We start from the raw sequence: 24018 nt of genomic DNA, 5'->3' as shown, positions 1-24018 counted from the left end.
GGCACTGTCCCACCAACGGCCACCACGCACGGAACCAGCATTACCCAGAAAGCAACCCAATAGGACAAAAGCCCTCTCCGCCGGAGAGATACCTCGGGAACGAAAATACCTGCCAGGAATAAAAATTCCTGACAGGTATTCCGCTCGACAGGACTACCTGCCCCGGAGCCGCCGCGCCACGGGCCAGCCAAGGACAGAACCGTCAGGGCCGAGCCCTCGGGACGCCCGCCGGGTCCGGGGACGCCCGGGTCCGGGGACGCCCGGGTTCGGGGACGCCCGGGTTCGGGGAGGGCCGCCGGGATCATCGGATCGGTCAGGGCCGGACGGATGGCGCCCCGGGCAGTTCGCGGCGCTGCCGGCGCAGGTCCGTCCGGAGTTGCTCGCCGAGCGACCGGGTGGCCCGGCGGTTGAGGTAGCTGGCCACCGCCGCCCCGGTGAGGAACGGCCCGAGCGTGGTGAGGTTGCGGCCGAACCGCTTGAGCAGGGTGTTCTGCAGCTCCTTGCGGGCCGCGCTGCCGAGCACCGCGCCGACCCCGACGCCGGGCATCATCGGGTTGATCCCGCGCTGGCTGGCCCACGCCTGGACCAGGGCCACCGTCTTCTGGGTGCCGCCGGTGGGCAGCGGGACGCCGTACACCTCGTGCAGCTCGCCGGCCAGCTTGAGTTCGATGGCGACCACGGCGACGGTCTCGGCCGCCAGCAGGACCGGCGCGGAGAGCAGGGTGGGCGCGACGGTCCAGTTCACGGCGGCCACTCCCCCGCCGGCGGCGCCGATGCCGGCCGTGGCGCGGGAGGCGTTGCGGACCAGCCGGTCGGCGAGCAGGTCGCCGTCCAGTCCGCCGTAGTGCCGGCGCAGCGTGGCCAGGTCCCGGACCGGCACGTGCGGGGCGATCTCGGCCACCGTCTCGGTCATCCACCGCAGCGCGGCCTTCGGCTTGAACAGGTCGCCCAGCCCCCGGGCCCGGGTCTGCCCGACGAGGCGGGACAGCAGGTGCCGGCGGCGGGCCGGCTCGATGTCGTCGGCGGTCAGCGCGGCGACCGTCGCGCCCAGGTCGCCGGCACCGGTGTCACCGCCCGGCTCCGCCCCCTCGGCGCCGGTGCCGCGCTCGCCCGGGACGTCGTCGGCGGGTCGTGGACCGCCCGGCGGGACCGCCCCGGCGACGTCGGCGGACGCACCGTCAGGGCCGCCGTCGGGACGCCCGACGGCGACGTCCGGCTCACCCGGCCCGCTCACGCCCGCGTCCCCGGGCCGGCCGGTCCCGTCTCCGCTGGTTCGCTCGCTCACGATGCCCGACCTCCCGCGTGGCTCCTCCGACGGGGACGACTCCCCGGTCCGAGTCAAGCAGGTGCCGGCGAACGGCGCACGACAGCTCCGGCGGCGGCCTCCGTGAGGAGGCCGCCGCCGGGATACGGGCACCCGGTCGTCACCGACGCCCGCCGCCGGGTCAGACGCACTCGCGGCAGATCAACTCGCCGTTGCGCTCCACGGCGAGCTGGCTCCGGTGGTGGACCAGGAAGCAGCGGGCACACCGGAACTCGTCCTGCTGCATCGGTAGCACCTTGACCGTGAGCTCCTCGTCGGCGAGGTCGGCACCGGGTAGCTCGAAGCTCTCGGCCACCTCGGCTTCGTCGACGTCCACGGCGCCTGACTGTGAGTCGACCCGCCGGGCCTTGAGCTCTTCGAGGCTGTCCTCGCCGAGGTCGACCTCGTCTCGACGCGGGGCGTCGTAGTCGGTGGCCATCGGTTTCACTCTCCCATTTCGATGTTGTCGCTGCCGGTTGTAACGCCGGACGACGCTGTTTCGGTTCCCGCTGGCCCGCCACCGTCACGTGTCGGTCACCCGACTCGCCCGACGGTCACGCCGGAGCCGCCGGGGGAACCTCCCCCAGCGAGCGCGGTACCTTACCCCCCTCGTGGGCGAGGCATGTATACCGCTCTCGTGGCAGAGATGTACGCCCCAGCCCGGGAAGTTGTTCCCAATGTGACTCAGGCGACACGAAGATAGGGGTAGTACTACCCGGTTCCGGGGTGGCGCGCCGGCATGTCCGGCTGTTTCCACGCGACGGTCGGACAACCGCTAACCTCAGCGGCGTACTCGACGGCCGGCGGGGCGGTCCGACCGCCGGGCCGCCGCCACCCATTGATGTCCGGGGAGCCCCCTGATGAGCTTTGCGCGAGTGCGGGCACTCGTTGTCGTCGGCCTGCTGGCGGTCTTCGCCCTGGTCTTCGTGGTGGTCGCGCTGGTCCGCGACACCCAGAGCGACGCGGGGGCCAGCGGGGGCTGTCCCGAGGGCTGGCCGATGGCCGACGTGACCCTGCGCGAGGCCAAGGACGTGAAGATCAACGTACTGAACGCCACCGACGAGGCCGGCCGGGCCACCTCCACCGCGGACGACTTCCGGAACCGGAAGTTCCAGGTCAAAAAGGTGGCCGACGAGAAGAAGAAGGGCCTTGAGGAGATCGCCGTGCTGCGGTACGGCCCCAAGGGCGTCGGCTCCGCCCACCTGCTGCGGGCGTACTTCCTGAACAACGCCGACACGGCCTACGACCCCAAGCGGACCGACGACACCGTCGACGTGGTCCTCGGCAACGGTTTCCAGCAGCTCGCCACCCTGACCGAGGTCAATCAGTCCCTCGGCGACCTGGGCTCCCCGGTGGCACCGCCCGGCTCCTGCCCGATGCCCGTCGACAAGTGACCACCGGTCGCGGGCCGGGCTCCGGCCGGGCCCGCGCCGACCGTCGACCAGCCACCGGCGGGCGATCGACCACCGTCGACCGACCGTCGCCCGACGACCGCCCGGTCGCCGCCGACCGGCCCACCGTGCCGTGATCGGTCGGCCCGCCCGGGTCCTCCGGACGGCCGTCGCCGGTCGCCGAACAGGCGCGACGGGCCGGCGGGCGACCCGTGACAACGACCGGAACGTCCCCGAAGACCGCCCACCCGGCGCCCCCGGCCAGAGCCGGCCACGGCCTCACGGCCAGAGCCGGCCGCAGCCTCACGGCCGGGGCCGGCCGCAGCCTCACGGGCCGCCGTCGGCGTCCAGGTCGGCCAGGTGGGCGTGCAACGGCTCGAACAGCGCCGGCGGGGCGGCGACGACCAGGTCCGGTCCGGCCGGCCGGCCGCGCAGCCCGGCCACCCGCAGCCCCGCCTCGGTGGCGATCAGCCCGCCGGCGGCGAGGTCCCAGGCGGCCAGCCCCTTCTCGTAGTAGGCGTCCAACCGTCCCTCGGCGGCCAGGCAGAGGTCGAGGGAGGCCGCGCCCATCCGGCGGATGTCCCGCACGTGCGGGATCAACTCCGCGACCACCCGCGCCTGGTGGGCGCGCCGCGCCGGGTCGTACCCGAACCCGGTCGCCACCAGGGCCTGCCCGAGGTCGGTCTCGGTGGAGCAGCGCAGCCGGGTACCGGCCCGGTGGGCGCCGCCGCCGGCGGTGGCCGTCCACTCCTCGCCGGTCACCACGTTGCGCACCACGCCCGCGACCACCTCGCCGTCGACCTCGGCGGCCAGCGAGACCGCGCAGTACGGCAACCCGTAGAGGTAGTTGACCGTCCCGTCGATCGGGTCGACGATCCACCGCACGCCGCCGGGGCCGGCCGGTCCCCCGCCACCCGGCCCGTACTCCTCGCCGAGCACCGCGTCCGCCGGGCGGGCCCGGCGCAGCGCGTCGACCACCTGCCGCTCCACCGCCCGGTCCGCCGCGGTGACCACGTCGGTGACGGTGCTCTTGGTGGCGACCGTCGACACCCCTTCGGCCCGCATCCGGTGGGCGGTCGCCGCGGCCTCCCGGGCCACCTCGACCGCGATCTCCAGCAGGTCGTGTGACGGTGGTGCCGAGCGGTCCATCTTCGTCCCCTTCCGGCACGACTGAGGGGTTGCGGTGTCGCGCGCGAGTATCATCCTTACAAAGTCCACATCTGCGGCGTCGGCGGCGGCCAGGTCCACGCCCGCACGGCGTGGTCCGGTGGCCCTGATCAGGGGCCGCGTGGTGGGGTCGGTGGCCCTGATCAGGGGCCGCGTGGTGGGGTCGACGGCTCCGGGATCACCGACGGCACCGTGCGGCGCAGGATGATCGCCGCAGACGGCGTTACAATTCACCCCTGCCCACGCGCCACGGACCGCCAACGACCGGCCGGCCCGGGACACGGGGGTTCCTCAACCACATCGTCCGGCACGGTGTCCCCCGCTGCGCCGGGCGCCCCGGCCGTGCTCGCTCATCGCCTCCGGAAGGTCATTCGTGACAGAACCCCGCCACACCGGCGCCGACGTACGCTCGCTCACCGACACGCTGATCGCGCACGCGCAGAGCGCCGGCGGTCAGTTGACGTCGGCCCAGCTCGCGCGCACGGTCGAGTCCGCTGAGGTGACTCCGGCCCAGGCCAAGAAGATCCTGCGGGCGCTCTCCGAAGCGGGAGTGACCGTGGTCGTGGACGGTTCGGCCAGCACCCGCCGCCGGGTCGCCGCCGCCCGCTCCGCCACACCGGCCTCCCGGGCCACCACCGCCAAGACGACCCGCAAGGCGGCGGCCCCCGCCCCCAAGCAGGCGTCCGCCGCCGAGGAGGCTCCGACCCCCGCCCGGAAGGCGCCCGCCCGCAAGGCCGCCGGGACCACCGCCGAGGTCGCCGCGAAGGCCGCCGCGCCCCGGGCCGCCAAGGCCGCCACCCGGGCCACGAAGGCCACGGTCGCCGCCGCCGGCAAGCCGGCCAAGGCCACCACCAAGGCCAAGGGCGAGGGCGCCGAGGGGGACATCGACCCGGAGGAGCTCGCCGCCGAGATCGAGGACGTGGTGGTCGAGGAGCCGGCCGAGCTGGCCCAGGCCGCCGAGGCCGACGCCGCGAGCTCGGCCAGTGACAACGACTTCGAGTGGGACGACGAGGAGTCCGAGGCGCTCAAGCAGGCCCGGCGGGACGCCGAGCTGACCGCCTCCGCCGACTCCGTCCGGGCGTACCTGAAGCAGATCGGCAAGGTGCCGCTGCTCAACGCCGAGCAGGAGGTGGAGCTCGCCAAGCGGATCGAGGCGGGCCTCTACGCCGCCGAGCGGCTGCGCGCGGCCGAGGAGGGCGAGGAGAAGTTCGCCCGCGACATGCAGCGGGACCTGCTCTGGATCTCCCGGGACGGCGAGCGGGCCAAGAACCACCTGCTGGAGGCGAACCTGCGCCTCGTGGTGTCGCTGGCCAAGCGGTACACCGGTCGCGGCATGGCCTTCCTCGACCTCATCCAGGAAGGCAACCTCGGCCTCATCCGCGCCGTCGAGAAGTTCGACTACACCAAGGGCTACAAGTTCTCCACCTACGCCACCTGGTGGATCCGCCAGGCCATCACCCGCGCCATGGCCGACCAGGCCCGCACCATCCGCATCCCCGTCCACATGGTCGAGGTGATCAACAAGCTCGGCCGCATCCAGCGGGAGTTGCTCCAGGATCTGGGCCGGGAGCCCACGCCGGAGGAGCTGGCCAAGGAGATGGACATCACACCGGAGAAGGTGCTGGAGATCCAGCAGTACGCCCGGGAGCCCATCTCGCTGGACCAGACCATCGGTGACGAGGGCGACAGCCAGCTCGGCGACTTCATCGAGGACTCGGAGGCCGTGGTCGCGGTCGACGCGGTCTCGTTCTCGCTGCTCCAGGACCAGCTCCAGCAGGTGCTCCAGACCCTCTCCGAGCGGGAGGCGGGCGTGGTCCGGCTGCGCTTCGGCCTGACCGACGGGCAGCCCCGCACCCTGGACGAGATCGGCCAGGTGTACGGGGTGACCAGGGAGCGGATCCGGCAGATCGAGTCCAAGACCATGTCGAAGCTGCGCCACCCGTCCCGTTCCCAGGTGCTCCGCGACTACCTGGACTGACCGCCCACGTCAACCAAGAGTGTCGTTTTGATCACCAGGCGTGCAACAGCCGAAGCTGACCCCACGGGTGCTCGCCTTTGATCGTTGACGTGGCACCCTTGGTGCACGGCACACTGTGTCTGCCATGTGTGACCTCGGTCCCCCGCGGGCACACAGGGAAGGCATCACCCCTTGTGGGTGTTGCAGGATTGGTGAGCAACGACCGAAGAGTTTGTTCATCGGTGACGACCAGAGGAGGAAGGCGATGACCCCGACCCTCACGCCGCCGCCCGAGACGGTGAGCCCCCCGGCCGCCGATGAACGGTGCGACCGCTGCAATGCTGCCGGCAAGCTCCGGATCACTCTGGCTGGTGGAAGCGAGTTGGTGTTCTGCGGACACCACGCCAACAAGTACGCCGAGGATCTCGTCAGGATCACGGTGCGGTACGCGACGGATCCCGAGTTCAGCTGGCGTGGCGCCGACCTGATGGCCAACTGACCCCAGACCCGACATAGCCGACCGGAGACGTCCCCAGGGCGTCTCCGGTCGGCATTTCCCGTATTCGGCCCCGGACGTCACCATTCCGGTCGGACGCGTCCGGTCGGCGCGAGGGCGTGCCCCACCCGGCGCCCCACCGTTGCCCGCCCGGGGCCCGGCCCCACCCGGGCACCATCCCACCCCAGGGTCACCGGGGCACCGGGTGCAACCCCGCACCGCGAACCGCCCGACCGTCCCTACAGCGACTGGACGGTGGCGATCCGCTCCTCCAACTGCTCGATGGTGGCCTGGGCGCTGGGCGGCCCGCCGCAGAGCCGGCGCAGCTCGGCGTGGATCTTGCCGTGCGGCTGTCCGGTCCGGTGGTGGCGGGCGGCCACCAGAGCGTTGAGTTGCCGCCGTAGGGCCACCCGACGCTGGGCGGCACTCATCGGTGCCGGAGGCGCCGCCGAGGTCTCAGCGGGCCGCTCAGCCGGCTGCACGGCCCGGCGCCGCTGGGCGGCCAACTGCTCGGCCTGCCGCTTGTTGAGCAGCAACGTGACCTGGTCCGCGGTGAGCAGGCCGGGAAGGCCGAGGTACTCCTCCTCCTCCGGCGTACCGGCCTGGGCGGCGGTGCCGAACGAGGCGCCGTCGAAGATCACCTGGTCGAGTTCGGCGGTCGCGGAGAGCGCCGCGAACCGCTTCTCCAGTTCCCCGCTGGCCTGGTCGTCGCGCTGGGCCCGCTCCAGCAGGTCGTCGTCGAAGCCCTCCCGGTCCTTCGGCTTGCCGAGGACGTGGTCCCGCGCCGCCTCCATCTCGCTGGCCAGGTCGAGCAGGTGCGGCACGCTGGGCAGGAAGACCGAGGCGCTCTCCCCCGGGCGGCGGGCCCGGACGAACCGCCCGATCGCCTGGGCGAAGTAGAGCGGGGTGCTGGCGCTGGTCGCGTACACCCCGACGGCGAGGCGGGGGATGTCGACGCCCTCGGAGACCATCCGCACCGCGACCATCCAGCGCTGCTCGGAGGCGGCGAAGGTGGCGATCCGGGCCGAGGCCCCCACGTCGTCGGAGAGCACCACCACCGCCCGCTCCCCGGTCACCTGCTCCAGCAGCTTCGCGTACGACCGGGCGGCCTGCTGGTCGCTGGCGATGACCAGCCCACCGGCGTCGGGCATCCCCCCGTTGCGCAGCACGGTCAGCCGGGCGTCGGCGGCCCGCAGCACCTGCGGCATCCAGTCGCCGGCCGGGTCCAGGGCGGTCCGCCACGCCTGGGCGATCAGGTCCTGGGTCATCGGCTCACCCAGCCGGGCCGCCAGTTCCTCACCGGCGTTGGTCCGCCACCGGGTCTCCCCCGAGTACGCCAGGAAGAGCACCGGCCGGACCACCCCGTCGCGCAGCGCGTCGGCGTACCCGTAGGTCGCGTCGGCGCGCGAGCGCAGCAGCCCGTCGCCACCGCGCTCGTACTCCACGAACGGGATCGGGTTGTCGTCCGAGCGGAACGGCGTACCGGTGAGCATCAGCCGGCGGACGGCGGGCTCGAAGGCGGCCTTCACCCCGTCGCCCCAGGACTTGGAGTCCCCGGCGTGGTGGATCTCGTCGAGGATGACCAGGGTGCGCCGGGTCATGGTGCGCCGGCGGTGCACCTGCGGGGCCATCCCGACCTGCGCGTAGGTGACCACGGCACCGTGGAAGTCGGCCGAGGAGTGCAGGTCGGCGTTGCGGAAGGCGGAGTCGAGCTGGACGCCGACCCGGGCCGCCGCGAGGGCCCACTGGGTCTTCAGGTGCTCGGTGGGGGCGACCACGGTGACCGCCTCGACCGTGCCGTCGGCGAGCAGCTCGGCGGCGATCCGCAGGGCGAAGGTGGTCTTGCCCGCGCCGGGTGTGGCCACCGCCGTGTAGTCCTCGGCCGGCCGGCGCAGGTACCCCACCAGGGCCTTGCGTTGCCAGGCGCGCAACGCCGGAAACGTCTCGATCGCCGGCAACCGGGCAGCCACGCGAACGCTCCTTCCCGACCGCACCCAGGCGGCCCCCGGCCCAGGGCCACGGGTACCGCCGCCCACGAAAACGCCCTCGCGCATCGGGTGCCGCGAAGGCCGGTTCAGCATAACCAGCGCCCGCCCCGGTGCCCACGCGACGCCACGTGCCGCGCCCTCCGAGCGGTCCGGCGCAGCCGGTGCCACCAGGCCCGTCACCTGGACAGGACGGGGGCGGTCAGGAGGCGTCCGGTGCGCCGGGGCGGGGTGGGCGCAGCGCCGCGACCGGCGCCGACCAACGCCGCCGCAGGGCGACCAGGCGCAGCCCGAAGACCAGCCCGGCGGCCAGCGTGAGCGGGACCGGACCGGCCTGGCCGAGCAGGTTCAGCACGACCACGGCGACCGCCCCGACCAGCGCCGCCACCGCGTAGATCTCCCGGCGCAGCACCACCGGGATCTCCCCGGTGAGCAGGTCACGGCCGAGCCCGCCGCCGATGGCGGTGAGCATGCCGATCACGCCGGCGCCGGCCGGGGGCACCCCGGCGTCGAGCGCCTTGATCGTGCCGGTGACGGTGAACAGGCCGAGCCCGGCCGCGTCCAGCACCAGCACGGTGGTGCGGAGCCGGGCGAGCTGCGGGTGGAGCCAGAAGACGGCGGTGGCGGTGAGCGCGGCGGTGGCGGCGTATCGCCAGTCGGCGAAGGCCAGTGGTGGCACCTCGCCGATGGCCAGGTCACGGAAGATCCCACCGCCGAGGGCGGCGACGAAGCCGACGAAGACGACCCCGAAGAGGTCGAGACGTTTGGCCACCGCCGCGGAGGCACCGGAGGCGGCGAAGACGGCCACCCCGGTCAGATCGGCGAGGAGCAGGGCGGTGGAGGTGGTCACCGCCGCAGGTTACGTGGGCGGCCACGGGGGCCGCCCCGCTTCACTCGCCCCAGGAGTCGTAGATCTCCTTGCACTTGGGGCAGACCGGCGAGCCGGGCTTGGCGGCCTTGGTCACCGGGAAGGTCTCGCCACAGAGCGCGACGACGAAGGTACCCATGACGGCACTTTCGGCGATCTTTTCCTTTCGGACGTAGTGGAACATTTCCGGACCGGTGTCGGCGTCCTTCTGCTCCGGACGCTCAAGAACCTGTGTGCTCACGTCTGCACCTCCAACTTTCCAGTTTTGCAGGTCACTCCGGCCGGGTCCACAGGAGGCGGCCCGGGGACGGCCCGTAACGTACCTAAAATGACCGACTTTCACATCCGTTTCGGCGCCGAGGTCGCCGAGGCGCTGCGCACCGGCCGCCCGGTCGTCGCCCTGGAGAGCACCATCGTCTCGCACGGGCTGCCCCGCCCGGACAACCTGCGGGTCGCCCGGGAGATCGAGCAGGCCGTCCGGGACGCGGGCGCGGTGCCGGCGACGATCGGGATGATCGGCGGTGAGCTGGTGGCGGGGCTGGACGACGCCCAGTTGACCCGGCTCGCCACCGTCGACGGTGTGGCGAAGCTCTCCGTCCGCGATCTCGCCGTGGCGGCGGCGACCGGCGCGGACGGCGCCACCACCGTCGCGGCGACCAGCGCGGTGGCCGCGGCGGCCGGCATCGGCGTCTTCGCCACCGGCGGGCTCGGCGGGGTGCACCGCGAGGCGGCGCAGACCTTCGACGAGTCGGCCGACCTGATCACCCTGGCCCGTACCCCGATCGCGGTGGTCTGCGCCGGGGTGAAGTCGATCCTCGACGTCGGCGCGACGCTGGAGCGGCTGGAGACCCTCGGCGTCTCGGTCGTCGGCTACCGCACCCGCCGCTTCCCCGGCTTCTACCTCACCGACAGCGGCTTCGACCTGGACTGGTCGGCGGAGTCCCCCGAGCAGGTGGCGGACATGATCGCCGCCCGCGACCAGCAGGCCACCCACCACGGCGGGCTGATCGTGGCGAACCCGCTCCCCACCGACGAGCAACTGGACCCCGACCTGCACGACCGCACGCTCGCCGAGGGCCTGGCCCTGCTGGCCCGCGACGGGGTCACCGGCAAGGCGGTCACCCCGTTCCTGCTGGCCCACTTCCACTCCGCCACCGAGGGCGCCAGCCTGGCGGTGAACATCCGGATCATCCTGCGCAACGCCGACCTCGCCGCCCGGATCGCGGTGGCCGCGGCACAGCGCCGCACCGGCCCGGCGGCGTGACCCCACCGACCCCCGGCCCGGCCGGGGACCGCCCCCGGGCGCGGGTGCCCGACCCGACCGAGGCACCGGCCCCGGCCGGGACATCGGCGACGGCCGCGGCCTCCGGCACCGGGGCGGGTCTGCGGCCGGGGCGGGTCCTCGTCGTCGGCGACGTCGTCACCGACGTGGTCGCGGTGCTGGCCGGCCCGGTCGCGCCCGGCTCGGACACCCCGGCCGCGATCCGAGTGACCGGCGGCGGCCAGGCCGCCAACACCGCCGCCTGGCTGGCCGCGCAGGGGGTGCCGGTGACCCTGGTCGGGGCGGTCGGCGACGACGACGCGGGCCGGGACCGGGCCGCCGAACTGGCCCGGGGCGGCGTCCACTGCGCCCTGGCGACGCACGCCGGCACCGCCACCGGCACGGTGATCGTGCTGGCCGCCGAGGGCGAGCGCACCATGATCACCGAGCGGGGCGCGAACCTGCGGCTCAGCCCGGAACACGTCGAGGCCGCGCTCGCCGCCGCGCCGGACGCCCGGCACCTGCACCTGTCCGGGTACCCGCTGCTGGACGCCGCCTCCCGGCCGGCCGGGCTGCGCGCGCTGGCCGCCGCCCACGAGCACGGGCTCACCACCAGCGTCGACGCGGCCTCCGCGGCCCCGCTGCGGCAGGTCGGCGCGGCGGCTTTCCTGACCTGGGTACGCGACGCCGACCTGCTCCTGGTCAACGCCGACGAGGCCGCCGCACTGGCCGGCGGGACGGACCCGGCGCAGCAGGCCCGGACGCTGGCGGGGCGGGTCCGCCGGGTGGTGGTGAAACGGGGCGCGGCCGGCGCGCTCTGGGTCGAGGGGGACACCCTCGTCGAGGTAACCGCGCCCCGGCGGGTCCCCGTGGTCGACGCCACCGGAGCCGGCGACGCCTTCGCCGCCGGCCTGCTGGCCGCCTGGCTCACCGGCGCACCCGCCCCTACCGCGCTGGCCCGCGCCGCCGACCTCGGCGCCACCGCCGTCACCACCACCGGCGCCCGCCCACCCCACTGACCCCGCGCTCCCCCCGCCCCCGCCCTCCCGCACTCCCGCACTCCCGCACTCCCGCACTCCCGCACTCCCGCACTCCCGCACTCCCGCGCCGATCTTGCAGTAACGGCCCCGACATATGGCGTGAATGCCACATGTTCGGGGCCGCAAGTGCATGATCGCGGAAACCGGGAAGCGGGGACGGGGGCCGGGGTCCGGACCGGGGTGGGTCAGGGTTCGGCGTCGATGATCTTGTGGGGGTTCGCCTCGGTGGTGAGGGTCATCGGGGGGGTCGGCTCCCGGCGACGCGCCTGGAAGCGGTTGGCCAGTCGGTGTTGCTCCTTGGGCGGGCGGTCGTTGGCCAGCAGCACGGCCAGCCACGGCACGAGGACCATGCCGATCACGCACAACGGCAGCCAGAGCCAGAGCAGCGGGGCCTTGACGCCGACCAGGATCGCGCCGGCGATGACGCAGGCAACCCGGATCAGCATCATCACCACGTACCGCTTCTGCCGGGTGGTGAGCTGGTCGGGCTGGCTGCGCGAGGCGTCGGTGATCAGGATCGGCTGGTACGCCTGACGCTTCACCACGGGCCTCCTTGAGGGGATCGGACCCATTGTGTCACTTCACCACAGCGGTCAGTCAGCCTCCTCGGCGAGGAACCCACCCCGGATGGTCACGGACAGCGACCGTGTGTTACGTGCGTGGTACGCTCGCCGACGTGGGCAACCGGTTCAGCTTCACCGACGAGGCGTTGGCGAACCTGCGGGTCTACGACGTCACGCCGGGCGAGGTCTGGGCGGCGCTGCACAGCGGCCGACGGGTGATCCGGCACCTGGGCGACGACGTGATGGTCGTCTACGCCGTGACCCGGGCGGGGCGGCGGCTGGCCGTGCTGCTGGCCGAGGCCGACGGCACCGACAACGACTGGGACATCCTCTCCGCCCGCGAGCTGAGCGACAGCGAGGCGAAACGCTACGACGAGGCGGTACGGAGAGCGAGCCGACGAGGAGGCGGCGACCATGCACCGTAACGACGCCATCAAGCAGTTCCACGGCGGTGACGAGCGGATCGCGGAGCTGATCGACGAGCAGGCCCCCGCCGGGCTGCCCACCCCCGACACCGACGTGCCCATGGTCAGCCGCTCGGTGCGCCTGCCCCTGGAGACGTACGAGCGGGTCCGGGAGGCCGCCGAGGCCCGGGGCATCGGCGTCACCACGCTGATGCGCCAGTGGATCGAGGCCGGCCTGGCCGACCTGGACGACTCGGCGACCGTCTCGCTCGCCGACGTCCGCCGCGCCCTCGCCGCCCTCGCCCAGCCCGAGGCCGCCGCCTGACCGCACCGCCGGCCAACCGCACCGCCGCCTGACCGCACCGCCGCGCAACCACACCGCCGGCCGACCACAAACACCGGCGGGCCGCACCCGCGGCTGAGCAGGAGCCGACCCGGTCAGCCCTTGGCTGCCTTGGCCTCCGCCTTGGCCTGCTTCTTGTACTCGCGTACCCGGCGCAGCGACTCGGCGTCGGTGATGTCGGCGACCGACCGGTACGCCTCCGGGTCGCCGTAGCCGCCGGCCGCCTCCCGCCAGCCGGGCGGCTGCACGTCGAACCGCTTGCCGAGCAGCGCCAGGAAGATCTGCGCCTTCTGGGTACCGAAGCCGGGCAGCCCGGTGATCCGGGACAGCAGCTCCCGCCCGTCCGCCACGTCGGCCCAGAGCCGGGACGCGTCGCCGTCGTACCGCTCGACCAGCACCCGGCACACCTCCTGCACCCGGGCGGCCATCGCCTTCGGGAACCGGTGCAGCGCGGGCGGCTGGGCGAAGACCGCCACCAGCGCCTCCGGGTCGTACCCGGCCAGCTCGTGCGCGTCCGGAGCGTGCCCGAGCCGCTCGGCCAGCACGTACGGCGAGCTGAACGCCTTCTCCAGCGGGATCTGCTGGTCCAGGGTCATCCCGATGAGCAGGGCCAGCGGATCCCGGTTGAGCAGGTCGTTCGCCGCCGGGTCGACCGGGAGGGTGAGTGCCATGGCCCGATCATGCCGTACCCGCCGCCGCCCCGGACGCGACCCACACCCCGCACCACCCCCGCGCACCCCGCCGCCCGCGCCCGACACGCGCCTTCCGGCACCGTCGGGTCACCGCTGGCGTCGGTGGCGCACCCAGCCCACGAAGCGCGCGTGGAACTCGGCGGGGCCGGGCAGGTCGTCGGGATGGTGCCGCAGCAGGTCCCCGGTCGCGTCGTGGAGTTGCATGCAGAGGTACACGGCGAGGTCCACGGTGCGCTCCGCGTACTGCCCGGTGAGGTTCGTCCGCGCGGCCGGGCACGGCCAGGGGGCACCGCAGCCGGCGCACGCCCAGCTCGGCCGGGACGGCACATGCGCCGGTCCGGGCGACGGAAGCGCATTCATCGGCCGGCCGCACCGGACGAAGAACAGCGAATGACACTCGCATTCATCGGTTCTCCTGTCGTGATTTGGAATGGGAGCCGCCGACGGTCCGGGGCGGAACGTCGGCGACTCCCGGCGCAGAATCCATCCCGGTCATGGAAGGCACGAAACAGATCCGCGTGAGTGACAGTTTCACCGTGTTCCACTAGCGTCGATACGTGCTCACCGCAGCCGTACCGCCTTCTCGGGCGGACTGGGCAGGGCCGGCGAACACACCGGAGAATCCGCGCGGAGATTGGGGACCTCATGGGCAGCGCCACCGGATACGTGCTGGGCGAGTTACGGATCTTCCGGACCGCGCTCGGGCTCAGTCAGGACGACTTCGGCAGGTGCATCGGTTATTCGGGTTCCCATGTCAGTTCGGTGGAGACCGGCGGCCGTCCGCCGACCCGGGAGTACATGAAGGCGGTCGACGACACGTACTCGACGGGTGAGCGGTTCGGCCGGATGCTGCACGAGCTGTCCCGGCTGGACGCGGCACCGGCCTGGCTGCGGGAGTGGATCCAGTTCGAGCGCGAGGCGATCACGTTGCGCTGGTTCGAGCTGTCGTACCTGCCGGGGCTGCTCCAGACGGAGCGCTACGCACGGGCCACCCTGGCCGGCGGCCGGTTCACGCCGGACGAGGTCGACCGGATCGTGGCGGCCCGGCTGGACCGGCAGGCCATCCTGGACCGGGAGAAGCCGCCCCAGCTCATCGTCGTGGTCGACGAGGCGGTGCTCCGGCGGCCGGTGCTCGACCAGCCGGGGCTGATGGCCGAGCAGCTCGACCACCTCGTCAGCCGGATCGCCCAGGAGCACATCCAGGTCCACGTCGTGCCGACCGACGCCGGCATGTACCTGGGCCTCGCCGGCCAGTTCATCATCGCCGAACTCTCCGACGGCACCCGGATCGCTCATGCGGACAACCAGCTCACCGCGCAGATCGTCGACTCACCCACCGACGTTGCCAGGCTCGCGAGGACATGGGAGATTGTCCGCAACGAAGCGCTCTCCCGTCGGCAGTCAGCCGAGCTGATCAAGGAAGTGGCGAAGTCATGGATCTGATGGCCCCTCGGTGGCGGAAGTCGACCAAGTCCGGCGGCAACGGCGGTTCGTGTGTCGAGGTGGCCGACAACCTGCCCGGTGTGGTGCTGGTCCGGGACACCAAGGACCGCGACGGCGGGACGCTCCACTTCGCCCCCGCCGCCTGGCAGGCCTTCGTCACCCTCGCCCGGACGGCCACCGGCCCCACCGCCTGACCTGACCTCCCGCACCCCGCAGGCCCGGCGACGGTTCCGGGCCTTCCTCGCGTGTCAGCCGGCGCGGCTGTCGCATTGCGGCAGACCAATCCGGATTCCGAATGGTGTCGGCTTCCGGACGGTGCCGGTGGCGGCAGGTGCGCTTGCGGGGCGGTGGCGACCGTGCCGGGCCCGGCTCGGCGAGAACCACCCAGACACCCTGCGCGCCGCCACCGAACTGGTCTGGGCGTACCGCGACCTCGGCGACCACCACCCCGACACCCTCACCGCCACCAACAACCTCGCCACCACCCTCAGGGACCTCGGCGACTACGTGCGGGCACGTCAACTCAAGGAAGAAGCGCTTGCGGGACGCCGGCGCCTCCTCGGTGAGCAGCACCCCGACACGCTTCACACGATGGCGGGCCTGGCCGCGATCCTGGCGAGCAGTAATCAACTCCTGCCCGCACGCCGTTTGGCCGAGCAGGCTCATCGCGGCCTGTCGAGCCAGCTCGGGAGGGAACACCCCTTGACCCGAGAAGCCCACCGGGTCCTGAAAGAGATCGCCGCGCGGATGGGAGGGCGTCCCGCCAGGAGGAACCGTCGTCGCACGTAGCGCCGCGCGTGCGACCGGAACCGGAAGCCGCATCAGGCTTTCTGGTCGTACGGTCGCCGGACTGCACCGAGGCAGGGGGTGGCTGACCGGCGAGGAGCGGGCTGAGCAGGACCGGAGTGACACGTGCCTCAGGCTGCGGCCGACGATACTGAGGTTAGGCTGTGCTAACTTCTTCCCGTTCATCCGGAAGAAGGAGCTCGTCCTCGTGTTCATCTCACTCCGCAGGTCCACCGCGACCCTGGCCGCCGCCGGGCTGCTCGTCACCGGTCTGGTCGCCTGCGGCTCCGAGGACGAGGCGGTCTCCGAGCCGGGTACGTCCGGCGACAAGCAGATCACCGTCTACAGCGGGCGCAACGAGCAGCTCATCAAGCCGCTGCTGGAGAAGTTCACCGCGCAGACCGGGATCACCGTGAACGCCCGGTACGCGAACACCGCGCAGCTCGCCGCGCAGTTGGTCGAGGAGGGCGACAAGTCCCCGGCCGACGTCTTCCTCGCCCAGGACGCGGGCGCCCTCGGCACGGTGTCCAAGCGGGACATGTTCGTCACCCTCCCGTCGACCACCACCGACAAGGCGCCGGCCACCTACCGGGCCCGCAACGGGCACTGGGTCGGCGTGAGCGCCCGCGCCCGGGTGCTGGTCTACAACGCCGACGCGGTCACCGAGGCGGAGCTGCCGGCGTCGGTGTTCGAGCTGACCGGCCCGGCGTGGAAGGGCAAGGTCGGGGTGGCCCCCACCAACGCGTCCTTCCAGGCGTTCGTCACCGCGATCACGGTGCAGCACGGTGAGGCGCGGGCCAAGGAGTTCCTGGCCGGGCTGAAAGCCAACGACCCGCAGGTCCGCGACGGCAACGGCAAGATCCTCGAAGACGTCATCGCCGGCACCGTCCCGGTCGGCCTGGTCAACCACTACTACCTCGGCGAGGTCGCCAAGGAGCAGGGGACCACGGTCGACGCGCTCAAGGCCAAGCTGCACTTCTTCCCCGGTGGGGACACCGGCGGCCTGGTCAACGTCGCCGGGGTGGGCGTGCTGAAGCGGGCCGCCGACAACCCGGACGCGCAGGCGTTCGTCGACTACCTGCTCGGCCCGGAGGCCCAGACGTACTTCGCCGAGCAGACCTTCGAGTACCCGGTGGTCGAGGGGGTCACCGGCCCGGCCGGGGTGCCCGCGCTGGCCGACCTCCAGGTGCCGGACATCGACCTGAACGACCTCGACGCGCTGGAGTCCACGGTCGCCCTGATCAAGGAATCGGGGCTCGTCCCCTGACCACCCCGACCGTCGCCCCCGCAGGGCCGGACCGCCGACGCGGTCCGGCCCTGTCCGGCGTACCGGCGGTGGTGCGCCGGCTGGCACCGAGGCCGGCGCTGCTCGTGGCCTCGACCGCCGCGGTGGCGGTGGCCGTCGTCCCGCTGGCCTACCTCGGGGTACGGACCGCCGAGGCGGGCCTGGACCGGATCGTCGCCGAACTGTGGACCGGCCGGGTCGCCTGGCTGTCGCTGCGCAGCCTGGGCCTGGCCGCCGTGGTGACCAGCGCCTGCGTGCTGCTCGGGGTCGGCTCGGCGTACCTGGTCACCCGGACCGACCTGCCGGGCCGGCGGTTCTTCGCGGTGCTCGCCGCGCTCCCCCTCGCCGTGCCGACCTACATCGCGGCGTTCGCCTGGGTCTCCGCGTTCGACGGGCTGGCCGGGTTCTGGCCGGCGGCGCTGGTGCTGACCCTCTGCTCGTACCCGTACGTCTTCCTGCCGGTCGCGGCGGCGCTGCGCGGCGCGGACCCGGCGCAGGAGGAGGTCTCCCGCTCGCTGGGCCGGGGCGGCTGGCAGACGTTCACGCGGGTGACGCTCCGCCAGATCCGGCCGGCCACCGCCGCCGGGGCGCTGCTGGTCGCCCTCTACGTGCTCTCCGACTTCGGCGCGGTGGCGATCCTGCGGACGGACACCTTCACCCGGGCCATCTTCGTCGCCTTCGACCTGGGCTTCGACCGGACCGGCGCGCTGGTGCTCTCCAGCGTGCTGGTGCTGCTGACCCTGCTGCTGCTCACCGGGGAGACGGTCACCCGGCGGCGCGGCGCCCGGTACGCCCGGCTCGGCGGCGCCCGTCGAGCCGCCGCGCGACTGCGGTTGGGTCCGGCCCGGTGGCCGGCGCTGGCCGGGCTGCTCGGGGTGGCCGCGCTCGCCCTCGGGGTGCCGGCGGTGAGCCTGGCCCGACGGCTGGTCGCCGGGGTGTCCCGGCCCGGCGCGCTGGCCGAGGTGGCCGCCGCCGCCGGCAACTCGCTGGTGCTGGCGCTGGCCGGGGCCGCCCTGACCATGTTGCTCGCCCTCCCGCTGGGGCTGCTCACCGCGCGGGCGCCGGGGCCGCTGACCACGGTGCTGGACCGGCTGGCGTACCTCTCGCACGCCCTGCCCGGTGTGGTGGTCGGGCTGTCGCTGATCTTCTTCGGGATCAACGTCGCCTACCCGCTGTACCAGACGACCTGGCTGCTGGCGCTCGCGTACGCCACACTCTTCCTGCCGTTGGCGGTCGGCTCGGTGGCCGGGGCCGCCGCGCAGGCCCCGCCCGGTCTGGAGGAGGTGGCCCGCTCGCTGGGCCGGGGGCCGTGGGGGGTGCTGCGCACGGTGACGCTGCCGCTGACCCTGCCCGGCATCGGGGCGGGCGCGGCGCTGGTCTTCCTCACCGGCATGAAGGAACTCCCCGCCACCCTGCTGCTGCGGCCCACCGGCACCGACACCCTGGCCACGGAGCTGTGGACCAACACGGCCGTCGGGGCGTACGCGGCGGCCACCCCGTACGCCGCGCTGCTGGTGGTCATCTCGGCGCTGCCCACCTGGCTGCTCGTCGCCCGCAGCGGCCTGCTCGACAAGGACGACCGGTGAACCGGCCCGACCGGGACGACCCGGTGCGCCCGTTCGACAAGGAGGATCGGTGATGAGCGAGGTCGTGCTGACCGGCGTGGTCAAGCGGTACGGCCCGGTGACCGCCCTGGACGGGGTGGACCTCACCGTCCCGGCCGGCGAGCTGACCGCCGTCCTCGGGCCGTCCGGCTGCGGCAAGACCACCCTGCTGCGCTGCCTGGCCGGCTTCGAACGGCTCGACGCCGGCGAGATCCGGCTCGACGGGCGGGCGGTGGCCGGCGGTGGCCGGCACGTCCCGACGCACCGCCGCCGGATCGCCGTGGTACCCCAGGAGGGGGCGCTGTTCCCGCACCTGAGCGTGGCCGCCAACATCGGGTACGGCCTGGACCGGGCCGCCCGGCGCGGCGACCGGGTGGACGAGGTGCTGGCCCTGGTCGGGCTGGCCGGGTACGGCGACCGGATGCCGCACCAGCTCTCCGGCGGGCAGCAGCAGCGGGTGGCGGTGGCCCGCGCGCTGGCCCCCCGGCCGTCGCTGGTCCTGCTCGACGAGCCGTTCAGCGCGCTCGACGCCGGGCTGCGGGCCGGGCTGCGGCACGACATCCGGGAGGCGCTGCGCGCCGACGGGGCGACCGGCGTGCTGGTCACCCACGACCAGGGCGAGGCGCTGTCGGTGGCCGACCGGGTGGTGGTGCTCCGCGCCGGCCGGGTGGTCCAGGCCGGCCCGCCGACCACCATCTACCGGGAGCCGGCCGACCCGTGGGTGGCCGGGTTCGTCGGTGACGCGGTGCTGCTGCCGGCGGTCGCCGAGGCGGGCAGCGCCCGCACCCCGCTGGGCGCGATCCCGATCACCGGGGCGTCGTCGTCGGGCGCGGTCACCGTCCTGCTCCGGCCCGAGCAGGTCCGCATCGTGCCGTCGGCGCGTCCCGGCACGGTGCCGGCCACCGTGCTGCGGCACGACTTTCACGGCCACGACGCGCTGGTCGGGCTCCGGCTGGCCGACGGTACCCGGATCACCGCCCGGATCCTCGACGACGCGGCCACCGCCCCGGTCGGCGCGGACGTGGCGGTCCGGGTGGACGGCACCGCCCGCGCCTGGCCCGCCTGAGCCGCCCGGCAGCACCGCACCGGGCCGACGGGACCACCCGGATCAGGCCGGTACCCCCTCGACCCGACCCGACCCGGCAGACTCCGGGCCGGCGCCGTCTTTGCGGGCCCCCTCCAGGGCGGCCCCCTCCGGGCCGGCACCGTCTGCGCGGGCGCCCTCCGGGACGGCGCCCTCCGGGACGGCATCCTCCGGGGCGGGCGGGGTCGGGGGCGCCGGGCGCAGCTCCTCCAGCAGCTCCCGCATGGCGGCGAGGGTGGCCCGCGCCTCGACCAGGATGTCGGCGGGCCGGCCGGCGTCGGTGACCGCCACCAGGCGGCCGGCCCGGTCGAGCACGGCCGCCCGCAGCCCGTCGGCGATCCGGGCTCGCTCGGCGGCGGCGGCCACCACCGCCTGCGCGGCGGCGGCGGCCAGCGCGTCGTCCTCCCGGCTGAGCACCTTCCCCCGCCGGCCCCGCAGCACCGCGCCGACCCCCCAGGTGAGCAGCAACGGCCCGGTCAGCAGCACCGCGACCAGCAGCCCCAGGACGACCGCCGCGGAGAGGTCCACCGGCCCGCCGCCGAGGGAACCGTCGGCGGCGGCGGTGCCGACCAGCCCGACGGCCAGCCCCACCGCCGCGAGGGGCGCGCCGAGCCAGCTCACCGCCGGCCGACCGGCGTACGCCCCGACGGCGTAGACCGCCGCGAACTCCGCGACCCCGGCGGTGAAGAGCACGAGAGAGGCGTTCGTGGGCAGCCCGCCCCACAGCGCCGCCGACGGCCAGAGCGCCATCGCCGCGCCGACCCCGGCCAGGGCGAGCCAGGGTCGGTCCCGCCGTAGCAGCAGCGGCATCGCGTGCACCGCACAGAGCAGGGCGATCACCGCCAGGGTGCCCGGCTCGGCCAGCTCCACCAGGAGTGGTTCGGTCTCCGCCGACACCACGGCCAAGGCGATCGGCACCGCCGTGGCCGCGGCGACCAGGCTGGCGGTCAGCAACGACCGCCGGGACGACTCCCCCGACGGGGGTACCGGGGCACCGGGCCCGCCCAGCGGCAGCACCGCCCGGACCCGCCAGCCCGCACCGGACGGCCCGGCGGTGAGGGTGCCGCCGAGAGCGACGGCGCGCTCCCGCATCCCGACGATGCCCCGGCCGGCCCCGAGGGTCACCGGGGCGGCGTGCCCGGCCCCGTCGTCGGTCACCTCCAGCACCGCCGTCGCGCCCTCGACGGCGACCCGGACCCGGACCGGCGCGCCTCGGGCGTGGCGCAGCACGTTGGTCAGCGCCTCCCGCGCCAGGGCGTACACCGGTTCCGCGAGGCCGGCCGGCAGGTCGGCGCGCACGTCGAGGGTGACCGGCTGGTCGAGCCGGCGGAACCCGGCGGCCAGTTCCTCCAGCCGGGCCGCCAGGGGACGGTCGGCGTCCCGGTCGCCGTCGCGCATCACGGCCACCAGGCGGTGCAGCGCGGTGAGGGTGTCCCGGCTGGTGGTGGCGGCGAACGAGACCGCCTCGGCGACGAGGTCGGGACGCCGGGCGGCCAGTCGCTCGGCGGCGCCGACGGTGACCACGATCGAGGTGAGGTGGTGGGCGGAGACGTCGTGCAGTTCCCGGGCCAGCCGGTGGCGTTCCTCCTCGGCGGCCCGGCGCAGCTCCTCCTCGGCGGCGACCAGCCGCTCGGCCACCGTCGAGCGCCGGGCCAGCCACCGCTGCCGGCTGCGCCCCAGCTCGGCGGCGATCAGGTACCCGAGGAGGGCGAGCACCACCTCGCCGAGCCAGGTCGGGCCGACGCCGAACCGCACCAGGCCGACCACTGCGGCGCAGCCGGTGGCGGCGGCCACCGCGAGCCAGGTGATCCGACCCGGTGCCCGTACGCCGACCGAGTAGAGCGCGACCAGCTCGGCGGCGACGAGCAGCCACAGCTCGTCGGCCGTGATCGCCAGCAAACCCGTGGCCTGCGCGGCCAGCACCACCACCAGGGCCGGCACGGGAGCCCGCCGACGCCAGCCCAGCGCCCCGCCGACCACGACGGCGGCGACCACGACGACGACCAGCCGCCACGGCTCCGGTGTCGTGCCGCGCAGCACGGGCAGGCCGGGCCAGAGCAGGAGCTGCCCACCGACCAGGGCCGTGGGCAGCAGCCAGGTGCGGACGAGATCCATGATGGGTACGACCCTACGAACCGCCCGCCACCGCCGGTCTCCGCCCCGGGCAGGAGGTGGGCTACGCCCCAGGCGCCGGGGCAGGTGCTGGCGGTCGGCGTGCCGCTCCTGCTGGCGTACACCGTGCTGGTGGCCCGGCTCGCCGCCCGCCGCCGGCCGGCGGCGGTGGTCCCCCGCGCGGAGCCGGTCCCCGCCCCCGGTCGGGCGGCGGGGACCGGAATGTCGCGGGTGGTGCCGAGCCGGCCGGGCCGCAGAGGGCAGGATGGCGAGGTGGACGGACACGACATGCTGCTCTCCCCCGCCGGTGTCGACGCGCTGCGCACCGCGCTGACCCGGGCCGGTTACACCTCGGACGGTATCGCCGCGCGGCTCGGCCCGCAGGCCACCGCCGGGGTGGCCCGCAACGACTTCCGCGCCGCCCTGCGGGCGACCGAGGACCGGGACCCGCTCGGCACGCTGATCCGGTTGTTCGTCGGTGAACAGGTCGAGCCGGAAGAGGCGGTGGCCGCCGCCCTCGCCCCGCTGCCGCTGGCCGACGCGTTCGCCGCCGGCCTGGTCGAGCGGTACGGCGACGGGCTGCGGATGGGGCTGGACCTGGAGCCGTACGGCACCGACTGGTGGGTGCTCTCCGACGTGCCGGCCAGCGCCCGGCCGGGTCGCCCACTGCCCGCCGAGCACGTGCTCGGCATCGGCGGGGCGACCCAGACGCTGGTCGGCGCGACCGTCCGGCGGCCGGTGGAGACCGCGCTCGACCTGGGTACCGGCTCGGGTGTGCAGGCCCTGCACCTGTCCACCCACGCCCGCCGGGTCACCGCGACGGACCTGTCGGAGCGGGCGCTGCGCTTCGCCGCCACCACCGCCGCGCTCAACGGTCAGGACTGGGAACTGCTCCGGGGTGACCTGGTCGCCCCGGTCGCCGGACGCCGCTTCGACCTGGTGGTGAGCAACCCGCCGTTCGTGGTGGGCCCGGGGACCACCACCCACGTGTACCGGGACTCCGGGCGGGTCGGCGACGCGGTCGGCGCGGAACTGGCCGCCGCCGCGCCGGGACTGCTCACCGAGGGCGGCACCATGCAGTACCTGGCGAACTGGGTGCACGTCGCCGGGGAGGACTGGGGCGACCGGGTGGCCGGCTGGTTCGCCGGGACCGGCCTGGACGCCTGGGTGCTCCAGCGGGAGGTCGCCGACCCGATGGCGTACGTGAACCTGTGGCTGGCCGACGTCGGCGGCACCGTCGACCCGCAGCGGGCCGCCGCCTGGCTGGACTGGTTCGACGCGCACAAGATCGAGGCGGTCGGGTTCGGCATCGTCTCGCTGCGCCGGGGCGGCCACGACGACCCGGTGGTCCGGGTGGAGGACCTGCGGCAGCGGGTGGAGCCGCCGCTGGGCGACCGGATCGCCGACTGGTTCGACCGCCAGGACTGGCTGCGGGTACGCGACACCGACGGGCTGCTCGCGCAGCGGTACCGGGCCGCCGACGGCCTCCAGCTCCGGCAGGAGGCGACCATGGGTGACGAGGGCTGGGCGGTGGACCGGCAGGTGCTCGTCATGCCGCACGGGCTGCGGTGGAGCGAGGAGATCGACCCGCTGGTGCTGGCCCTGGTGGGCGGCGCGGACGGGAAGCTGCCGCTGCGGGACCAGCTCGCCCTGCTCGCCGCCGCGCACGACGTCACGGTCGACGAGCTGGCCGAGGCGGCCGGGCCGATCGTGGCGCACCTGGTGGAACGCGGCGTCATCGAGCCGGTGGCCGGCTGATGCGGGCGGTGGTGCAGACCGTCGACCGGGCCAGTGTCACCGTCGACGACGAGGTGGTCGGCGCGATCACCGACGGCCTGCTGGTGCTGCTCGGGGTGACCCACACGGACACCCCGCAGGTGGCCGAGACCATGGCCCGCAAGCTGCACGAGCTGCGCATCCTCGACGGCGACCGGTCGGCCGCCGACACCGGCGCCCCGCTGCTGGTGGTCAGCCAGTTCACCCTGTACGGCGACGCCCGCAAGGGACGCCGCCCGAGCTGGACCGCCGCCGCCCCCGCCGAGGTCGCCGAGCCCCTGGTCACCGCCGTGGTCGAGGCGCTGCGCGCCCGGGGCGCGACGGTCGAGACCGGCCGCTTCCGCACCCACATGCTCGTCGACAGCCGCAACGCAGGCCCCCGCACCCTCCTCCTAGACCTCTAGGGCGTGTGTCGAAGTCGGTGGTGGCGCCTGAAATGGTGTGACCGTTCGGCGTGT

General features: G+C 74.2%; 25 protein-coding genes. 15 read left to right on the top strand and 10 right to left on the bottom strand.

The features are described from left to right. Nucleotides 1-313 precede the first annotated feature (313 nt). Together AWW66_RS13605 and AWW66_RS13600 are read right to left on the bottom strand one after the other, a co-directional pair. Nucleotides 314-1051 (bottom strand): hypothetical protein, encoded by a 738-nt coding sequence (locus AWW66_RS13605; RefSeq protein WP_067365217.1) that lies wholly within the window; start codon nt 1049-1051, stop codon nt 314-316. 394 nt (nt 1052-1445) lie between these two features. Next, nucleotides 1446-1742, bottom strand: a complete 297-nt coding sequence (locus AWW66_RS13600) for a DUF4193 domain-containing protein (RefSeq protein WP_007075406.1) — start codon at nt 1740-1742, stop codon at nt 1446-1448. Nucleotides 1743-2178: 436 nt separating this feature from the next. Between AWW66_RS13600 and AWW66_RS13595 the strand changes: the two genes are divergently transcribed. Beyond that, on the top strand, nt 2179-2697 hold the full coding sequence (locus AWW66_RS13595) for a LytR C-terminal domain-containing protein (protein WP_211271941.1): 519 nt from the start codon (nt 2179-2181) through the stop codon (nt 2695-2697). A 324-nt stretch (nt 2698-3021) separates the two neighbouring features. On the opposite strand, the gene AWW66_RS13590 is transcribed toward AWW66_RS13595, so the two are convergent. Next, nucleotides 3022-3843, bottom strand: a complete 822-nt coding sequence (locus AWW66_RS13590; RefSeq protein ID WP_067365145.1) for an inositol monophosphatase family protein — start codon at nt 3841-3843, stop codon at nt 3022-3024. A 391-nt stretch (nt 3844-4234) separates the two neighbouring features. Here AWW66_RS13590 and AWW66_RS13585 point away from each other — a divergent pair, with 391 nt between their 5' ends. Both AWW66_RS13585 and AWW66_RS13580 read left to right on the top strand, forming a co-directional pair. Next, nucleotides 4235-5839, top strand: coding sequence for an RNA polymerase sigma factor (locus AWW66_RS13585; protein ID WP_067365142.1), 1605 nt, complete (start codon nt 4235-4237; stop codon nt 5837-5839). 244 nt (nt 5840-6083) lie between these two features. Continuing rightward, nucleotides 6084-6317 carry a DUF7455 domain-containing protein gene (locus tag AWW66_RS13580; protein ID WP_067365214.1) on the top strand — a complete coding sequence of 78 codons (234 nt, stop codon included), beginning with the start codon at nt 6084-6086 and terminating at the stop codon, nt 6315-6317. Between the two features lie 236 nt (nt 6318-6553). Here the strand turns inward: AWW66_RS13580 and AWW66_RS13575 are convergent, their stop codons facing one another. The 3 genes from AWW66_RS13575 to AWW66_RS13565 form a co-directional block, all read right to left on the bottom strand. Next, on the bottom strand, nt 6554-8284 hold the full coding sequence (locus AWW66_RS13575) for a DEAD/DEAH box helicase (protein WP_067365139.1): 1731 nt from the start codon (nt 8282-8284) through the stop codon (nt 6554-6556). Between the two features lie 217 nt (nt 8285-8501). Next, nucleotides 8502-9149 (bottom strand): trimeric intracellular cation channel family protein, encoded by a 648-nt coding sequence (locus AWW66_RS13570; RefSeq protein WP_067365136.1) that lies wholly within the window; start codon nt 9147-9149, stop codon nt 8502-8504. A 40-nt stretch (nt 9150-9189) separates the two neighbouring features. After that, the gene (locus tag AWW66_RS13565) at nt 9190-9408 is read right to left on the bottom strand and encodes a DUF3039 domain-containing protein (RefSeq protein WP_067365134.1); all 219 of its coding nucleotides are present in this window, start codon (nt 9406-9408) and stop codon (nt 9190-9192) included. A gap of 87 nt (nt 9409-9495) precedes the next feature. Here AWW66_RS13565 and AWW66_RS13560 point away from each other — a divergent pair, with 87 nt between their 5' ends. Continuing rightward, the gene (locus AWW66_RS13560; RefSeq protein WP_067365131.1) at nt 9496-10431 is read left to right on the top strand and encodes a pseudouridine-5'-phosphate glycosidase; all 936 of its coding nucleotides are present in this window, start codon (nt 9496-9498) and stop codon (nt 10429-10431) included. A gap of 119 nt (nt 10432-10550) precedes the next feature. Continuing rightward, entirely contained in the window at nt 10551-11447 is an 897-nt protein-coding gene (locus AWW66_RS13555; protein ID WP_067365211.1) for a carbohydrate kinase family protein, read from the top strand. 206 nt (nt 11448-11653) lie between these two features. Here AWW66_RS13555 and AWW66_RS13550 read toward each other — a convergent pair whose 3' ends face one another. Beyond that, nucleotides 11654-12010, bottom strand: coding sequence for a DUF3099 domain-containing protein (locus tag AWW66_RS13550; protein WP_067365208.1), 357 nt, complete (start codon nt 12008-12010; stop codon nt 11654-11656). A 113-nt stretch (nt 12011-12123) separates the two neighbouring features. On the opposite strand from AWW66_RS13550, the gene AWW66_RS13545 reads away from it, so the two are divergent. Together AWW66_RS13545 and AWW66_RS13540 are read left to right on the top strand one after the other, a co-directional pair. Beyond that, nucleotides 12124-12456, top strand: coding sequence for a hypothetical protein (locus AWW66_RS13545; RefSeq protein WP_245648252.1), 333 nt, complete (start codon nt 12124-12126; stop codon nt 12454-12456). Further along, nucleotides 12446-12760: a ribbon-helix-helix protein, CopG family gene (locus AWW66_RS13540; RefSeq protein WP_067365128.1), complete on the top strand. Its 315-nt coding sequence runs from the start codon at nt 12446-12448 to the stop codon at nt 12758-12760. The genes AWW66_RS13545 and AWW66_RS13540 overlap by 11 nt, the downstream gene beginning before the upstream one ends. A 113-nt stretch (nt 12761-12873) precedes the next feature. Here the strand turns inward: AWW66_RS13540 and AWW66_RS13535 are convergent, their stop codons facing one another. Beyond that, nucleotides 12874-13449 (bottom strand): HhH-GPD-type base excision DNA repair protein, encoded by a 576-nt coding sequence (locus tag AWW66_RS13535; RefSeq protein WP_067365125.1) that lies wholly within the window; start codon nt 13447-13449, stop codon nt 12874-12876. 108 nt (nt 13450-13557) lie between these two features. Then, on the bottom strand, nt 13558-13698 hold the full coding sequence (locus tag AWW66_RS35300) for a hypothetical protein (protein WP_245648250.1): 141 nt from the start codon (nt 13696-13698) through the stop codon (nt 13558-13560). Between the two features lie 417 nt (nt 13699-14115). Here AWW66_RS35300 and AWW66_RS13525 point away from each other — a divergent pair, with 417 nt between their 5' ends. The 6 genes from AWW66_RS13525 to AWW66_RS13500 all read left to right on the top strand — a co-directional run bounded on the left by AWW66_RS13525 (nt 14116) and on the right by AWW66_RS13500 (nt 19654). Continuing rightward, entirely contained in the window at nt 14116-14913 is a 798-nt protein-coding gene (locus tag AWW66_RS13525) for a helix-turn-helix domain-containing protein (RefSeq protein ID WP_067365119.1), read from the top strand. Then, a complete protein-coding gene (locus AWW66_RS13520; RefSeq protein ID WP_067365116.1) occupies nt 14904-15107 on the top strand; it encodes a DUF397 domain-containing protein in 204 nt (67 codons plus the stop codon). The genes AWW66_RS13525 and AWW66_RS13520 overlap by 10 nt, the downstream gene beginning before the upstream one ends. A 121-nt stretch (nt 15108-15228) precedes the next feature. Continuing rightward, nucleotides 15229-15702, top strand: coding sequence for a tetratricopeptide repeat protein (locus tag AWW66_RS13515; protein WP_211271938.1), 474 nt, complete (start codon nt 15229-15231; stop codon nt 15700-15702). A 205-nt stretch (nt 15703-15907) separates the two neighbouring features. Continuing rightward, nucleotides 15908-16966, top strand: coding sequence for an iron ABC transporter substrate-binding protein (locus AWW66_RS13510; protein ID WP_067365110.1), 1059 nt, complete (start codon nt 15908-15910; stop codon nt 16964-16966). 71 nt (nt 16967-17037) lie between these two features. Next, nucleotides 17038-18570 carry an ABC transporter permease gene (locus AWW66_RS13505; RefSeq protein WP_067365206.1) on the top strand — a complete coding sequence of 511 codons (1533 nt, stop codon included), beginning with the start codon at nt 17038-17040 and terminating at the stop codon, nt 18568-18570. A gap of 52 nt (nt 18571-18622) precedes the next feature. Beyond that, nucleotides 18623-19654, top strand: coding sequence for an ABC transporter ATP-binding protein (locus AWW66_RS13500; protein ID WP_067365107.1), 1032 nt, complete (start codon nt 18623-18625; stop codon nt 19652-19654). Between the two features lie 42 nt (nt 19655-19696). On the opposite strand, the gene AWW66_RS13495 is transcribed toward AWW66_RS13500, so the two are convergent. Continuing rightward, entirely contained in the window at nt 19697-21787 is a 2091-nt protein-coding gene (locus tag AWW66_RS13495) for an ATP-binding protein (protein WP_067365105.1), read from the bottom strand. A gap of 270 nt (nt 21788-22057) precedes the next feature. Between AWW66_RS13495 and AWW66_RS13490 the strand changes: the two genes are divergently transcribed. Together AWW66_RS13490 and dtd are read left to right on the top strand one after the other, a co-directional pair. Further along, nucleotides 22058-23542: a DUF7782 domain-containing protein gene (locus tag AWW66_RS13490; protein WP_211271940.1), complete on the top strand. Its 1485-nt coding sequence runs from the start codon at nt 22058-22060 to the stop codon at nt 23540-23542. Continuing rightward, nucleotides 23542-23964: a D-aminoacyl-tRNA deacylase gene (dtd, locus tag AWW66_RS13485; RefSeq protein ID WP_067365102.1), complete on the top strand. Its 423-nt coding sequence runs from the start codon at nt 23542-23544 to the stop codon at nt 23962-23964. Before AWW66_RS13490 ends, dtd begins: the two co-directional genes overlap by 1 nt. The last annotated feature ends 54 nt before the right edge of the window (nt 23965-24018 follow it).

This window comes from Micromonospora rosaria (assembly GCF_001567585.1).
GTDB classification, from domain to species: Bacteria; Actinomycetota; Actinomycetes; order Mycobacteriales; family Micromonosporaceae; genus Micromonospora; species Micromonospora rosaria.
Note: the sequence above shows the minus strand (reverse complement) of the source record. Positions and strands in the feature narration are given on the sequence as shown.